Annotated in this window: 12 protein-coding genes; 1 reads left to right on the forward strand and 11 read right to left on the reverse strand. The window is 60.0% G+C overall.

Features of this window, described 5'->3' with window-relative positions:
• Positions 1 to 3: 3 nt before the first annotated feature.
• Positions 4 to 717, reverse strand: a complete 714-nt coding sequence (gene pgl, locus ACA053_RS22265; RefSeq protein ID WP_109634230.1) for a 6-phosphogluconolactonase — start codon at positions 715 to 717, stop codon at positions 4 to 6.
• A complete protein-coding gene (gene zwf / locus ACA053_RS22270; RefSeq protein WP_109634232.1) occupies positions 704 to 2,170 on the reverse strand; it encodes a glucose-6-phosphate dehydrogenase in 1,467 nt (488 codons plus the stop codon). Before zwf ends, pgl begins: the two co-directional genes overlap by 14 nt.
• Before the next feature lie 227 nt (positions 2,171 to 2,397).
• On the opposite strand from zwf, the gene ACA053_RS22275 reads away from it, so the two are divergent.
• A complete protein-coding gene (locus ACA053_RS22275) occupies positions 2,398 to 3,258 on the forward strand; it encodes a MurR/RpiR family transcriptional regulator (RefSeq protein ID WP_172825977.1) in 861 nt (286 codons plus the stop codon).
• Positions 3,259 to 3,450: 192 nt separating this feature from the next.
• On the opposite strand, the gene ACA053_RS22280 is transcribed toward ACA053_RS22275, so the two are convergent.
• The 9 genes from ACA053_RS22280 to ACA053_RS22320 form a co-directional block, all read right to left on the reverse strand.
• Positions 3,451 to 4,305, reverse strand: coding sequence for a D-hexose-6-phosphate mutarotase (locus tag ACA053_RS22280; RefSeq protein ID WP_497313196.1), 855 nt, complete (start codon positions 4,303 to 4,305; stop codon positions 3,451 to 3,453).
• A 107-nt stretch (positions 4,306 to 4,412) separates the two neighbouring features.
• On the reverse strand, positions 4,413 to 5,759 hold the full coding sequence (locus ACA053_RS22285; protein ID WP_109634235.1) for a carbohydrate porin: 1,347 nt from the start codon (positions 5,757 to 5,759) through the stop codon (positions 4,413 to 4,415).
• Between the two features lie 230 nt (positions 5,760 to 5,989).
• On the reverse strand, positions 5,990 to 7,150 hold the full coding sequence (locus ACA053_RS22290; RefSeq protein WP_109634238.1) for an ABC transporter ATP-binding protein: 1,161 nt from the start codon (positions 7,148 to 7,150) through the stop codon (positions 5,990 to 5,992).
• A gap of 2 nt (positions 7,151 to 7,152) precedes the next feature.
• Positions 7,153 to 7,998, reverse strand: a complete 846-nt coding sequence (locus ACA053_RS22295) for a carbohydrate ABC transporter permease (protein ID WP_109634240.1) — start codon at positions 7,996 to 7,998, stop codon at positions 7,153 to 7,155.
• Positions 7,991 to 8,899: a carbohydrate ABC transporter permease gene (locus ACA053_RS22300; RefSeq protein ID WP_010457390.1), complete on the reverse strand. Its 909-nt coding sequence runs from the start codon at positions 8,897 to 8,899 to the stop codon at positions 7,991 to 7,993. Before ACA053_RS22300 ends, ACA053_RS22295 begins: the two co-directional genes overlap by 8 nt.
• 92 nt (positions 8,900 to 8,991) lie before the next feature.
• Positions 8,992 to 10,293: an ABC transporter substrate-binding protein gene (locus tag ACA053_RS22305; protein WP_109634242.1), complete on the reverse strand. Its 1,302-nt coding sequence runs from the start codon at positions 10,291 to 10,293 to the stop codon at positions 8,992 to 8,994.
• 117 nt (positions 10,294 to 10,410) lie between these two features.
• Positions 10,411 to 11,670: a D-mannose isomerase gene (locus ACA053_RS22310; protein ID WP_497313201.1), complete on the reverse strand. Its 1,260-nt coding sequence runs from the start codon at positions 11,668 to 11,670 to the stop codon at positions 10,411 to 10,413.
• 271 nt (positions 11,671 to 11,941) lie between these two features.
• Positions 11,942 to 13,411 carry an ATP-binding protein gene (locus ACA053_RS22315; RefSeq protein ID WP_109634246.1) on the reverse strand — a complete coding sequence of 490 codons (1,470 nt, stop codon included), beginning with the start codon at positions 13,409 to 13,411 and terminating at the stop codon, positions 11,942 to 11,944.
• The gene (locus ACA053_RS22320) at positions 13,401 to 14,132 is read right to left on the reverse strand and encodes a response regulator (RefSeq protein WP_109634248.1); all 732 of its coding nucleotides are present in this window, start codon (positions 14,130 to 14,132) and stop codon (positions 13,401 to 13,403) included. The genes ACA053_RS22315 and ACA053_RS22320 overlap by 11 nt, the downstream gene beginning before the upstream one ends.
• Between the last annotated feature and the right edge of the window lie 69 nt (positions 14,133 to 14,201).

Here is a 14,201-nt window from a genome sequence, read left to right on the forward strand (position 1 = left end):
GGCTCATGGGCACCAGTAAATCTCTAACGTAGGTTGCAGAAACGCGCGAATCGGCATGGCGGCGACATCGTCACCGGCCAATGCGGCACTCAGGGTAGTCAGTTTGGACTGACCGGAAATCGATAGAACGGTGGTCTTGGCCGAAGCCAGCAGCGCACGACTCATGGTCAGGCGCTGATGCGGCACGGTCGGTGCCAGCATCGGGTAGCAACGACGTGTGCCGTCGGCTTTCAAGGCATCGGCCAGGTTCGGGCTGTTGGGGAACAGCGAAGCGGTGTGACCGTCATCACCCATGCCGAGGATCAGTACGTCGATCGGCGGCAACTCGGCGAGCAAACGGTCGGCCTGCTCGGCTGCCAGCTCAAGGTTCGCGGTGGCGCTGTACAGGCTCAGAAACTGAGCCTTGGCCGCCGGGCCTTGCAGCAGATAACGCTTGAGCAGGCCGGCATTGCTGTCGGCATGCTCGACCGGCACCCAGCGCTCGTCGGCCAGGGTGACAACGACCTTGGACCAGTCCAGTTTCTGCTTCGCCAGGTTCTGGAAAAACGCCACAGGGCTACGACCACCGGACACCACCAGCGTCGCGCTGCCGCGAGCGTCGATGGCATCACTCAGATGCTTGGCCACATTCAGTGCCAGACCATCGGCCAGCAGCACCGGGCTCTTGAACTCATGGGCGCTGACGCCCTGAGGCAGTTGCAAATTAGATATCGCCATACCACGACCTCCCATCCCGCGTGATCAGAGCAATGGAGCTCATCGGTCCCCAGGACCCGGCCGCGTACGGCTTGGGCGCATCACCGGATTTTTTCCACCCGGCGATCAACTGGTCACACCACTTCCACGCGGCTTCGATTTCATCTTTACGGACAAACAGGTTCTGATTGCCACGCATCACTTCCAGCAACAACCGCTCGTAGGCATCGGGGATCCGAGCGCTACGCCAGGTGTCGGAAAAATTCAGCTGCAACGGACCGCTGCGCAGCTGCATGCCCTTGTCCAGGCCTTGTTCTTTGGTCATCACGCGCAAGGAAATGCCTTCGTCCGGTTGCAGGCGAATAATCAGCTTGTTGCTGATTTGCAGGCGCTGCTCGGGGGCGAAGATGTAGTGCGACGGTTCCTTGAAGTGGATGACGATCTGCGACAGCTTCTGCGGCATGCGCTTGCCGGTACGCAGGTAAAACGGCACGCCGGCCCAGCGCCAGTTGCGGATGTCGGCACGCAGGGCGACGAAGGTTTCGGTGTCGCTCTGGGTGTTGGAATTCGGTTCTTCCAGGTAGCCCGGCACCGGTTTTCCTTCGCTGTAGCCGGCGATGTACTGGCCACGCACCACTTGCGTGGTCAGGCCTTCCGGGCTGATCGGCGCCAGGGCCTTGAGCACTTTGACTTTCTCGTCGCGGATGCTGTCGGCAGACAGGTCGGCCGGCGGGTCCATGGCGATCAGGCAGAGCAGTTGCAGCAGGTGATTCTGGATCATGTCCCGCAGCTGACCGGCCTTGTCGAAGTAACCCCAGCGGCCTTCGATCCCGACCTTCTCGGCCACGGTGATTTCCACGTGGGAGATGTAATTCTGGTTCCACTGGGTTTCGAACAGGCTGTTGGCGAAACGCAGGGCGATCAGGTTCTGGACGGTCTCTTTGCCCAGGTAGTGGTCGATGCGGTAGGTGCGGTTCTCCGGGAAGAACTGCGCCACGGCGTCGTTGACCTTGCGCGAGGACTCCAGGTCCGAACCGATGGGTTTTTCCAGCACGACGCGGGTGTTTTCGCTCAGGCCGACCTTCGACAGGTTCTCGCAGATTGCACCATAAACCGCGGCCGGCGTGGCGAAGTAGGCAATCACACGCTGGGCGCTGCCGGCCATTTCGGCCAGGGCGACGTAATCGTCAGCCTTGAGGAAGTCGACATGCAGGTAGCTCAAACGGGCCAGGAAGCGTTCGACCACAGCTTCGTCCAGCTCGGCACCTACGTAACGGCGCAGTTCGGAGGCGATGAACGCCAGGTGTTCCTGCTCACTGCCCGGCTCACGGGCCAGCGCGATAATGCGCGTATCCTCGTGCAGGAGGCCTGCGCCATCGAGTTGATAAAGGGCAGGAAACAGTTTGCGCAGGGCCAGATCGCCGAGGGCGCCGAACAAGGCAAAGGTGCACGGTTCAACCGTAATCGAAGGCATGATGTTTGTTCTTTTATCAAGTTAATCTACAAATACCTTTTTTCAAGGCATCACTCAAGGAAAAATGTAGTAATAACCACAACATTTTCGCAAAATACAGATTCCGAGTGGTGGTCGGTCGGAGCCATCAGTAGGATAGGCCACCGTTACGGGCCGTATCAAAGGCCCAATTTGCATAGCCGAACGCTTATTTGCGCTGCTGACCTAAGGAACATGAAATGGACCGCGTGCGAAATTTACTGGAACAGATCCAGAATCGCCTTGAAGACCTGAACAAGGCAGAACGCAAAGTCGCCGAAGTCATCCTGCTCAACCCAGAGCAGGCCACCCGGTTCAGCATCGCCGCGCTCGCCCAGGCCTCTAAAGTCAGCGAGCCGACGGTCAACCGTTTCTGCCGTTCGTTTGGCGTCAGCGGCTACCCGGAACTCAAGCTTCAATTGGCCCAGAGCCTGGCCAGTGGCGCGGCGTATGTCAGCCGTGCGGTCGAGGCCGATGATAATCCGGAGGCCTATACCAAAAAGATTTTCGGCAGCGCCATCGCCTCTTTGGACAGTGCGTTACAGGCGCTTGACCCGAACCTGATCAGCCGCGCCGTCGACCTGTTGATCCAGGCCCGGCAGATCCACTTCTTCGGCCTCGGCGCCTCGGCCCCGGTGGCACTGGACGCGCAGCACAAGTTCTTCCGTTTCAACCTGGCCGTCACCGCCCATGCCGACGTGCTGATGCAGCGCATGATTGCGTCGGTGGCGCACACCGGCGAATTGTTCGTGATCATTTCCTACACCGGCCGCACCCGAGAACTGGTGGAAGTGGCGCGCATCGCCCGGGAAAACGGTGCTTCGGTGCTGGGTCTGACGGCCGAAGGTTCGCCACTGGCCAAGGCCAGTACCTTGAGCCTGAATATTCCGCTGCCGGAAGACACCGACATCTATATGCCGATGACGTCGCGGATCATCCAGCTGACCGTGCTGGATGTGCTGGCCACCGGCATGACCCTGCGCCGGGGTGTGGATTTCCAGCCGCATTTGCGCAAGATCAAAGAGAGCTTGAATGCGAGTCGGTATCCGGTTGGGGATGAGTTCAACTGACCCTTCAAAAACCACCCCTCACCCCAGCCCTCTCCCCAGAGGGGAGAGGGGGAAAGGGAGCAGATCTTCATGCTCTTCAAAACCTGAGTTCAACTCAAAGCTTCAGGCCGACGTAGATTGAACAATCAACGCGGTCAGTCCCCTCTCCCTCCGGGAGAGGGTTAGGGTGAGGGAGCAATCGCCCTGACACACCTAAGCTCCCACCCGCGCCTGCAAACTCAAATGCGCCTTCTGCCCCGGCGCCAGGCTCAAACTGTCCGTCCCGCCACTCGCCGCCTCGACACACACAAACTCTGAAATCTCGTTCCAACTCACCCCCAGCAACGGCCGCGAGCCCGGATGCCAGACCACCGTGTCCGCATGGTCGCCGGTGTCGATGCACAATTCCCGCTGCCAGGCATGGTCCTTGAGCTGCAATTCACCGTCATGCTGGAACACCCGCTGACACCCGCCTTCGACTCTCAACTCCCCTTCCTGCTGGCAAACCTGGCGATTCAACTGGTCATAACCCTGCGCACCATCGAGCCCAGACAGCGCTATCTCACCCACGTCACCAATACGCCAATAGGCATGCAACGCCTGGCTCAATTGGCACGGCAGGCTGTCCTGATGCTCGGTGCTCAGGCGTAGATCCATGCGCTCGCCCAAGTGTGCGTGCAGGTCCACTTGCCAGTCGCACAGCTGAAGTTGCCAATGCAGGCGCACGCCATCGTCGTCATGGCTGCTGTCGAGTAGCTTCCAGTCGATCAGCCGTGCCCAGCCATGGGACGGCCAGGCGTTTTCGCTGGGATGACGGCCATACCACGGCCAGCACACGGGCACGCCACCACGAATCGCACCGACTTGCGGCCACTTCGCCGCGCACCAGAGCCAGGGTTTCTGCCCTGTTGGCTGGAAGTGCAGCAATTGCGCGCCCTGACGACTGAACACCGCCTGACACAGCGGATGGTCGATCACCAGCACGTCGCGCTTCTGATAGCGCTCCCACGCAAACACCGGACGCTCGCGCAAGGATTTGAAGAAGCGTTGTAGCGGATGCTCATGCATGTGCCACTGTCCTGAAAATCACCCGGGGTGCGCCGCCCCAAAAAAAAGCGGACAGCCAGGGCTGTCCGCAAAAATGCGCACATAGAGAGGAGCTTATCGCAACAGCGTTAGAACACCGACTGAATTTTCAGGCCGGCCACCAGCGCGTTGTCGACTTCATCCACACCGCCCGGGTGAGTGATGTATTGCAGGTTGGGACGCACGGTCAGCCAGTTGGTAACGTGGAAGCCGTAGTTGATCTCGTAGTTGTACTCAGTGTTACGCAGCGGCGCGAACAGCGGGTCCTGATAGTCCGTGACATTGTTGGAGGCGTTGACCAACTCCGAGTTTTTCTTCACGTCATCGTTGACATGGATACGCGCGGCACCGATACCGAAGTCATCCTTCGGACGTGCATCGAACGGGCCCTTGTACACCAGCATCAGCGACTGATAGTTGTCGACGAAGTTGGTGTCCTTGTCATGGAAAGTAGCGTTGGCAGCAATGTTCAGACCGCGGGACGCGTCACCGTTGTGAGTGGTGAGTTGTTGTTGCGCCACGAACCAGTAGCCGGATTTGCTGCTGTGGCTGCGATAGGCATTGCCGCTGGTTGCCGCATCATCGCCGTTATCGTCTTCACGAACGTCGTCGGCCTTGGCCGTGCTTTTGTAATAACCGACACGGTATTCGCCCGGCAGGTTGCCAGGGTTAGGCAGCCAGACCAGTTCGACCGGCAACACGGTGCCTTTGGTACCACTGCCGCTGAGCTTGAAGCCGTTACCGTGCTCCAGTTGCGACGGGTTCTGGTTGTACGCGCCGATCTGCGCATACCACTCAGGCGAGATGTTGTACTTCACGCGGACCGCAGCTTGCATGACCGGCCAGTTGTACCAGATGTTGGTCGCCCAGTTACCCGCTTGGGAACCGCAGAACGCCAGGTTCTGGAACTCGCACGGGAAGGTGTTGAAGTCTTCGCCTTCGCCGAAGTAACCAGCCTTGACGTCCAGTTTGCCGTCGAGGAACTGGTGTTTGATCCACAACTGGGTCAGACGGACCATGTGGCCACGGCCGTAGACTTCCTGGGAAGAACTCAAGGTGCCGGCACGCGGATCGCCGACACGGTCATTGGAGATGTTTTCACCGTTACGGTTGGTGAACTGGACCTTGGCCTGGGTGTTATCCCAGCCCCACAACTTTTGCAGGTCCAGCGCCACGCCCAGACCAAACTGGTCGGCGTAACGCGCGGTCTTGTCGTTGTTGTAGCCGCCGTGAAGGTTTCCACCCACTTCACCGACGTAGTCCATCTTGATGTCGATACCCTGCTCGATCAGCTTGGTCCGCTCGCCACCCCAATCACCGGTCATCCATTCGGAATCGGCGCTGAACGCGTCAGCCGCGTGCACACTACCGGCCAGCATCATGGCCGCAACCGCGGACAACTGGCAGATAAGCTGAGCGTTGTTCTTCTTCTTCATCCCTACATCCTCGTTTTATTGTTATTAACTGTTTTTATTTAACGCGGTTACATCAGGTGCGATGCGCGACAGGCCGCGCACCGCATATCCCCCCTGTAGGAGCCAGGCTTCGTGGCGAGGGGATTTATCCCCGTTGGGTCGCGAAGCGGCCCTAAAAAATGGGACTGCTGCGCAGTCCAACGGGGATAAATCCCCTCGCCACAAAAGCCGGCTCTTACAGTTTTTGATCTTCAGCGGCCTTTGAATTGAGCGACGTTGGCGCTGTGGCTCTCGGCTTTTGGCTGACCGGCCACCCCCAGGCGTTCCCCGGTCTTGGCGTCGAACAACAGCACTTTCGATGGGTCGAATTGCAGGGTCAGGGTCTCGCCCACGTTCGGCGCGACGTCCGGTGCCAGGCGGCAGCAGACTTTGGTTTCATTGAGATTGACGAACACCAGCGTGTCGGGACCGGTCGGTTCAGTGACCTGGACTTCGGCGCGAATGGTCGGCAAACCATTGGGCTCGCTGCCCGCCAGCACGATCTGTTCCGGACGCAGGCCGAGGATCACTTCGCGATCTTCCAGACCGGCGTCCTGCATGCCCAACGGCAATTCGCAGCGCGCCTGGCCGCTGTCGAGCAGTGCGATCAGACGACCTTCCTTGCGTTGCAAACGCAGGGGGATGAAGTTCATCGGCGGCGAACCGATGAAGCTCGCCACAAACAGGTTGGCCGGGTTGTTGTAGATGTCTTTCGGCGTGCCGAACTGCTGGATGATCCCGTCCTTCATCACCGCCACTTTGTCGCCCAGGGTCATCGCTTCGATCTGGTCGTGGGTCACGTAGACCGTGGTGGTTTTCAGGCGCTGGTGCATCAGTTTCATTTCAGTGCGCATCTCGACGCGCAGCTTGGCGTCGAGGTTGGACAGCGGTTCATCGAACAGGTAGATCTTCGGCCGCCGCGCCAGGGCACGGCCCATTGCAACACGCTGTTGCTGACCGCCAGAGAGTTGGCCGGGCTTGCGGTTGAGCAGGTGTTCGATCTGCAGCAGCTTGGCCACCCGCGCCACTTCCGCTTCGATGTCGGCGGCGGGCATTTTGCGGATCTTCAAGCCGAAGGCGATGTTCTCGCGCACGCTCATGGTCGGGTACAGCGCGTAGGACTGGAACACCATGGCGATGTCACGGTCTTTCGGGCTCATGCCGCTGACGTCCTGGTCACCGATCATGATCGCGCCGCCGGTGATGGTTTCCAGGCCGGCGATGCAATTCATCAGGGTCGATTTGCCGCAACCCGAAGGTCCGACCAGGATCAGGAACTCACCGTCCTTGATCGACAGTTCGATGTTCTTGAGGGTGTCCGGCAGGCCGGGACCATAGGTCTTGTTTACATTGCGTAGTTCGAGCGTAGCCATGATTACCCCTTGACTGCGCCGGCCGTCAGCCCGCGCACGAAATACTTGCCTGCGACCACATAGACCAGCAGGGTCGGCAGCCCGGCGATCATCGCCGCCGCCATATCAACGTTGTATTCCTTGGCCCCGGTACTGGTGTTGACCAAGTTGTTCAACGCCACCGTAATGGGTTGCGAATCACCGCTGGAGAACACCACACCGAACAGGAAGTCGTTCCAGATCTGGGTGAACTGCCAGATCAGGCAGACCATGATGATCGGGGTGGACATCGGCAGGATGATCAAGCGGAAGATGGTGAAGAAACCCGCACCATCGAGCCGCGCGGCTTTCACCAGCGCATCGGGAACGCTGACGTAGTAGTTACGGAAGAACAGCGTGGTGAACGCCAGGCCGTAGACCACGTGCACGAACACCAGGCCGGTGGTGGTACTGGCCAGGCCCATCTTGCCGAGGGTGAACGAGGCTGGCAGCAGGACGGTCTGGAACGGCAGGAAGCAACCGAACAGCAACAGGCCGAAGAACAACTGCGAGCCACGGAAGCGCCACATCGACAGCACATAGCCGTTCAGCGCACCGATGGCGGTGGAGATCAGCACCGCCGGGACGGTGATCTTGATCGAGTTCCAGAAGTACCCGTCCACCGTGCCCCAGGCCTTGACCCAGCCGATGCCGCTGACCACGGTCGGCCAGCTCAGCAGGTTCCCGGAGTTGATGTCTTCCGGCGTCTTGAAGCTGGTCAACAGCATGACCACCAGCGGTATCAGGTAAAGGCATACGGCCAGGATCAGCACGCCGTAGATCGCGATGCGACTCAGGCTGATGGAAGGTTTGGCAGAGAAACTAGTCATGGCGCTTGGTCCTCAGCTCGGAGTACAGGTAAGGCACGATGATTGCGAGAATCGCACCGAGCATCAGAATCGCACTGGCCGAACCCATGCCCATCTGGCCGCGGCTGAAGGTGAAGGAATACATGAACATCGCAGGCAGGTCGGAGGAGTAACCCGGGCCGCCGGCAGTCATTGCCGCCACCAGGTCGAAACTCTTGATCGCGATGTGGGCCAGGATCATCACGGCGCTGAAGAACACCGGGCGCAGGCTCGGCAACACCACTTTCAGGTAAATGCGTGGCATGCTCGCACCATCGATCTGGGCGGCACGGATGATCGATTGATCAACCCCACGCAGGCCGGCGAGGAACATCGCCATGATGAAGCCCGAGGCTTGCCAGACCGCAGCGATCACCAGGCAATACACCACGCGATCCGGGTCGATCAGCCAGTCCAGGCGAAAGCCTTCCCAGCCCCAGTCCCGTAACAATTTATCCAGGCCCATGCCCGGGTTGAGCAGCCATTTCCAGGCAGTACCGGTAACGATCATCGAGAGCGCCATCGGGTACAGGTAAATGGTGCGGATGAAACCTTCGCGGCGAATGCGCTGATCAAGAAACACAGCCAGCAGCACACCGATCACCAAGGTGATGCCGATGAACATGCCGCCGAACACGGCGAGGTTCTTGCTCGCGACCCACCAACGGTCGTTGTCGAACAGCCGCTGATACTGCGCCAGGCCCGCCCACTTGTAAGTCGGCAGGAAGGTCGAGGTGGTGAACGACAGGATGAACGTCCACAGGATATAGCCATAGAAGCCCACCAGGACGATGAACATGCTCGGCGCCAGCACCAGTTTCGGTAGCCAGCGCTGCAGTGCATCGAACGGCGAGGCCTTGCTGAACACAGCAACAGAACTCATGGGAAGATCCCGTACGAAGAAAAAGGATTACAAACGCATTCCCTTGTGGGAGCGGGCTTGCTCGCTCCCACAGGGGCCTGCGCGGCTAGCGGTTACTTGGCTGCTTTGACGGCCGTGCCCAATTGTTTGGCGGCAGTCGCAGGATCGGCTTTCGGATCGTTGATGAAGTTGGTCACCACATCAAAGAACGCGCCTTGTACCGCCAGCGTGGTCGCCATGTTGTGCGCCATGCTCGGCTGCAGGCCGCCGGACTTGGCGTCCACCAGGAAGTCCTTGGCAGCGGTCTGGGCGCAGGAGTCGAAACCGTACTTGCCCATGTCGTTCAGCATGTCGATTCGAACAGGGATCGAACCCTTGTTGATGCTGAAGACTTTCTGGAAGTTCTCACCCAGCACGACCTTGGCAATGTCCTGCTGCGCGGCAGCAGTGCCCTTGTCTTTCTGCTTGAACACCGCCAGGGAGTCGATGTTGTAGGTGAAGGCCTTGTCGGTGCCCGGGAACGCTACGCACTCGTAGTCCTTGCCGGCGACTTTCTTGGCTGCGGTCCACTCGCTCTTGGCCCAGTCACCCATGATCTGCATGCCGGCCTTGCCGTTGATGACTTTGGCCGCTTCCAGGTTCCAGTCCTGGCCTTTGCCGTCGGCGTCCATGTAGGTCGCGACTTTCTTCAGCTCGGTCAGCGCCTTGACCATTTCAGGACCGGTCAATGCAGCGTTATCCAGGTCGACCAGGGCTTTTTTGTAGCCGTCCACGCCCATGACCGAAAGAACTACCGCTTCGAACACGGTGCTGTCCTGCCAAGGCTGGCCGCCGTGGGCCAGGGCGATGAAGCCCGCTTTCTTCAGCTTGTCACCGGCTGCGTAGAATTCTTCAAGGGTGGTTGGTGCTTTTTCGATGCCGGCTTTCTTGAAGACTTCCGGGTTGATCCACAGCCAGTTGACGCGGTGAATGTTCACCGGCACGGCTACGTAGTCACCCTCGTACTTCACGGTATCGGAGACTTTCTTGTCGAGCAGGCTGTCCCACTTCTCTGTCTTGGCTGCGTCTTTCAAGACGTCGGTGTCGAGCAGACCGGTAGACGCCCATTCCTGGATGTCCGGGCCTTTGATCTGCGCTACACCCGGCGGGTTACCGGCAACGGCGCGGCTCTTGAGTACGGTCATGGCGGTCGCACCGCCACCACCGGCAACGGCGCCGTCCTTCCAGGTGAAACCGTCTTTTTCAACTTGTGCCTTGAGCACATCGACAGCCGCTTTTTCACCACCGGAGGTCCACCAGTGAACGACTTCTACCGAACCTTTGGAATCGGCGGCAAGCGCACTGACAGGGAATGCAGAGATAGGAAGCAATGAGGCAAGAGAAATGACAGTAGCGAGGCGAGAAATCGCATTCATCTAGAATTACCTTTCTTGTTGTTATGCATGCAAGTCTGGTGCTTGCGCTGCATAGGATTTTAAACAGGAGTCATCCCTTCGCAGGTAACGAAGGGACGCGTGAATGTCACCACATGGTTACACAGGAGCGCTCTGGGACAACTGCCCCAAGGCACTGGCCATGCTCGGCGCCAGTGGCAGGCGCGGAATCAGGACAGCTTGCCAGGCGTGATACAGATCAGGTTTTCCGGCCCAGATATCGGCGCTCGGGCGGTTCTGCGGATCGAGTTCATGGTGCCAACTGCCATCGCAACGGTCGATGAAATGACTGTCACAGAATTCCCAGAACAACCGGTACCAGGTTTCGTATTGCTCATCGCCGGTGCGTTTAAGCAGCGCGCTGGCGGCAGCGCTGGCTTCGCAATGGGTCCAGTGCAATCGGTGGCGAACCACCGCGCGGTTGTCCCAGTCGAGGGTGTAGACAATCCCCGGCGCGCCATCAATATTCCAGCCGTGACGGCAATTGTGATCGAAGAGTTTTTGCGCGTCGGTGGCCAGCCAGCCCGGCGTGAGCATGCCGGCCTGAACCCGCGCGGCTTCGAGGTGCAGCAACAGCCGCGCCCATTCGAACCCGTGGCCCGGCGTGGTGCCGTAGGGGCGAAAACCGTCCGCCGGATTGTCGTGGTTGTATTCGCGCAGCGGCTGCCAGTCGCGATCAAAATGCTCGACCACCAGGTAGTCGTTGGCGGCGGCGTGACCATGGATCACCCGCTCGACAATGCGTTGAGCGCGGACCAGCCAACGGTGCTCGTCGGTGACATCCGCCAGGGCGAGAAAGGCTTCGGTGGCGTGCATGTTGCTGTTGGCGCCGCGGTAGGCTTCTTCAGCGCTCCAGTCGCGGTCGAAGGATTCGCGCATTGCGCCCTCCTCCTCGCTCCAGAAATGCGTGTCGATGATGTTGATCGCGTCATCGAGCAACGCTTGGGCGCCGGGGCGTTGTGCGACCACGGCGGAACTCGCGGCCAGCGCAACGAAGGCATGCAGGTAAGCGGCCTTGCCGGTGTTGCCATCGCGATGATGGGCCACTGCAAACCAGCCACCGTGTTCGGCATCACGCAACGGGCCGCTGAGCGCCTGGATGCCGTGATCGACCAGCTCGGCAAAACCCGGCAAGCCCTGGATGTGCGCCATGGCGAAGCTGTGGGTCATGCGTGCGGTGTTCATGGTTTCGGCGTGGGCGTTGGCCGGCAGCCGGCCCTTTTCATCGAGGTTACCGAAGCCTTCGGCAAGCTTCGAAGCCTTGGCAAATGCGAGCAGGCGCAAGCCTTCGGCAGCGAGCCATTGCTGATGGGCAGGTGCGTTGAGCCAACTGCTGAACGCCGGTTGGAAGGTGTCCATGGGGTGCCTTTTTTGTTGTTTTGACTGGGGGCAGTCTAAACAACGGGCGGGGGCCGGCTTGTAACGAAGGGGGCGAGTTATGTCACCAAACTGTGACATACAGCCGGGTTCTGCGGCGAGTGATGAACCTGTGGTGAGGGGATTTATCCCCGTTGGGTGGCGTAGCCGCCCCAAAAACTGCAATTGCGGTGTATCTGGTATATCGAGTGCAATGGATTCACGGCTGCTTCGCAGCCGAACGGGGATAAATCCCCTCACCACAGGGTCCGTGTCAATCGATCGAACGAGGCAACTGCAACGTCACCCGCAACCCGCCCTCACGCAGATTCTGCAGGCTGACCTCACCGCCATGGCTATGGGCAATGTTGCGCGCAATCCCCAACCCCAAGCCATAACCCTGCTGCTGCCCGGCCAGGCGGAAATGCGGTTCGAACACCTGCTCCATCCGTTGCTCCGGCACGCCCGGCCCTTCGTCATCGACGTGCAGGATGAAAGCGCTCTCGTCGTCATCAATGTGCAAATGCGCGTTCTGCCCATACTTCAGCGCGTTGTCGATCAGGTTGCCGATGCAACGCTTGAGCGCCAGCGGTTTGCCCGGATACGCCGCCAGCGCCCGGCCCTGCTGGGTCACGCGACCATTGCCGTTGGGCGCCAGGTACGGTTCCACCAGGCAATCGAGCACATGGTTGAGGTCCACCGGTTCGATGTTTTCGTGGATGTCGGTGTCTTTCACGCATTGCAGCGCGCCTTTGACCAACAGCTCCAGCTCATCCAGATCGCGGCCGAACTTGGCTTGCAGCTGCTCGTCTTCAAGCAATTCGACCCGCAGTCGCAAGCGGGTAATCGGTGTGCGCAGGTCATGGGAAATCGCGCTGAACAACTGGCTGCGTTCGGTCAGGTAGCGGCTGATGCGCTCGCGCATTGCGTTGAACGCGCGGCCTACTTCCACCACTTCACTGCCGCCGCCCTCTGCCACCGGCTCGACTTCGGCACCGAGGGACATGTCCCGCGCTGCTCGCGCCAGACGCTTGAGCGGCCGGCTCTGCCAGTGCACCAGCAAGCCAATGAACAACAGCAAGAAGCCGCTGGTGAGGACGATGAACCAGACCTGCTGCGCCGGCAGGCCTTGCTCTTCAAGACTGGTGTAAGGCTCGGGCAACAAAGACGCGATGTACAGCCACTCGCCGGGCGCCATCTGAATTTGCGTGACCAGCACCGGCGGGTTCACCGGTTCCAGCGTGAGCGCGTAATGCGCCCAGGAGCGCGGCAATTCATCGAGCTTCAGCCCGCTGTTGAAGATTCGCAGGTCTTCGGGGCTGACGAAGGTTACAGAGATATCCGTGTCTTGGCCGAGAGACTCGCGCAACACCTGGTCCACCGCCTTGAGCACGGCTTCCTTGCGCGGGGTGATCGGCAGCACTTCCATGCCCAAGGGCTTGTCGTTAAGGGTCACCACGAACCGGGTGCCGCCCATGCTGCGCAATTGGTCGAGTACCAATGGCCGAAACGCGACCGGCAGCGAGCGGAAATAACTGACGCTGGCGGTCATCGAATGCGCCAGGCTGCGGGCGCTGGTGACCAGGCCTTCGAGCTGGGTGGCGCGCAGTTGCGAGACCCAGATCACGCTCGACAACGCCTGTGCGAACAGCACCGCCAGCAGGGTCAGCAGCAACATGCGCCCGAGCAGCGAACGTGGCATCGGCACGCGGGCAGCGAGCGAGCGGAGAAACTCAGTGGCCATTGCTGGCAACCACATTGGCTGCCAGTTGGTAGCCGCTGCCGCGCACGGTACGAATCAGTCGCGGCGGTTTTTCGGTATCGCGCAGACGCTGGCGCAAACGGCTGACCGCCATGTCGACTATGCGGTCCAGCGGCATCAGATCGCGGCCACGGGTGGCATTGCCGATGGTGTCGCGATCGAGGATTTCCTGCGGGTGATCGAGGAACAGTTTCAGCAGCGCAAAATCAGCCCCGGAGAGAATCACTTCCTCGCCGTCAATGTGGAACAACCGGTGACTGACCATGTCCAGCCGCCAGTCATCGAACGCCAGCACTTCACCGCCGGAACGCTCCTGACCGAACTGGGCGCGACGCAACAAGGCCTTGATACGCGCCTGTAGTTCACGGGGGCTGAAGGGTTTGCCGAGGTAGTCATCGGCGCCCAGTTCCAGGCCGATGACACGGTCGGCTTCGTCGGAGCTGGCGGTGAGCATAATGATCGGCACCTGCGCCTGGCGCGGGTGCTGGCGGATCCAGCGGCAGAGGCTGAAACCGTCTTCGTCCGGCAGCATCACGTCGAGGATCACCAGATCGCTCGGCGCGTCGTTCATGGCTTGGCGAAAGCCTGCGCCATCGGGCGTGGTACGGACCTGGAAACCGGCGCGGGTCAGGTAGGTGTCCAGCAACTCGCGTATCTCTTGATCGTCATCGACCAACAAAATCGACTTGTTGACTGAGCTCACGGGGCGGCGTCCTTGTTGTTTGAATTAGGCGGATTATGCCTGATGAACCTTGGAAATTTGTTGCCTGTT

Source organism: Pseudomonas sp. LBUM1672 (assembly GCF_059695655.1).

What these genes read in the sequence shown, in the direction of transcription:
- pgl (WP_109634230.1), bottom strand. Translation starts at nt 717, where the DNA reads ATGGCGATATCTAATTTGCAACTGCCTCAGGGCGTCAGCGCCCATGAG.
- zwf (WP_109634232.1), bottom strand. Translation starts at nt 2,170, where the DNA reads ATGCCTTCGATTACGGTTGAACCGTGCACCTTTGCCTTGTTCGGCGCC.
- ACA053_RS22280 (WP_497313196.1), bottom strand. Translation starts at nt 4,305, where the DNA reads ATGCATGAGCATCCGCTACAACGCTTCTTCAAATCCTTGCGCGAGCGT.
- ACA053_RS22285 (WP_109634235.1), bottom strand. Translation starts at nt 5,759, where the DNA reads ATGAAGAAGAAGAACAACGCTCAGCTTATCTGCCAGTTGTCCGCGGTT.
- ACA053_RS22290 (WP_109634238.1), bottom strand. Translation starts at nt 7,150, where the DNA reads ATGGCTACGCTCGAACTACGCAATGTAAACAAGACCTATGGTCCCGGC.
- ACA053_RS22295 (WP_109634240.1), bottom strand. Translation starts at nt 7,998, where the DNA reads ATGACTAGTTTCTCTGCCAAACCTTCCATCAGCCTGAGTCGCATCGCG.
- ACA053_RS22300 (WP_010457390.1), bottom strand. Translation starts at nt 8,899, where the DNA reads ATGAGTTCTGTTGCTGTGTTCAGCAAGGCCTCGCCGTTCGATGCACTG.
- ACA053_RS22305 (WP_109634242.1), bottom strand. Translation starts at nt 10,293, where the DNA reads ATGAATGCGATTTCTCGCCTCGCTACTGTCATTTCTCTTGCCTCATTG.
- ACA053_RS22310 (WP_497313201.1), bottom strand. Translation starts at nt 11,670, where the DNA reads ATGGACACCTTCCAACCGGCGTTCAGCAGTTGGCTCAACGCACCTGCC.
- ACA053_RS22315 (WP_109634246.1), bottom strand. Translation starts at nt 13,411, where the DNA reads ATGGCCACTGAGTTTCTCCGCTCGCTCGCTGCCCGCGTGCCGATGCCA.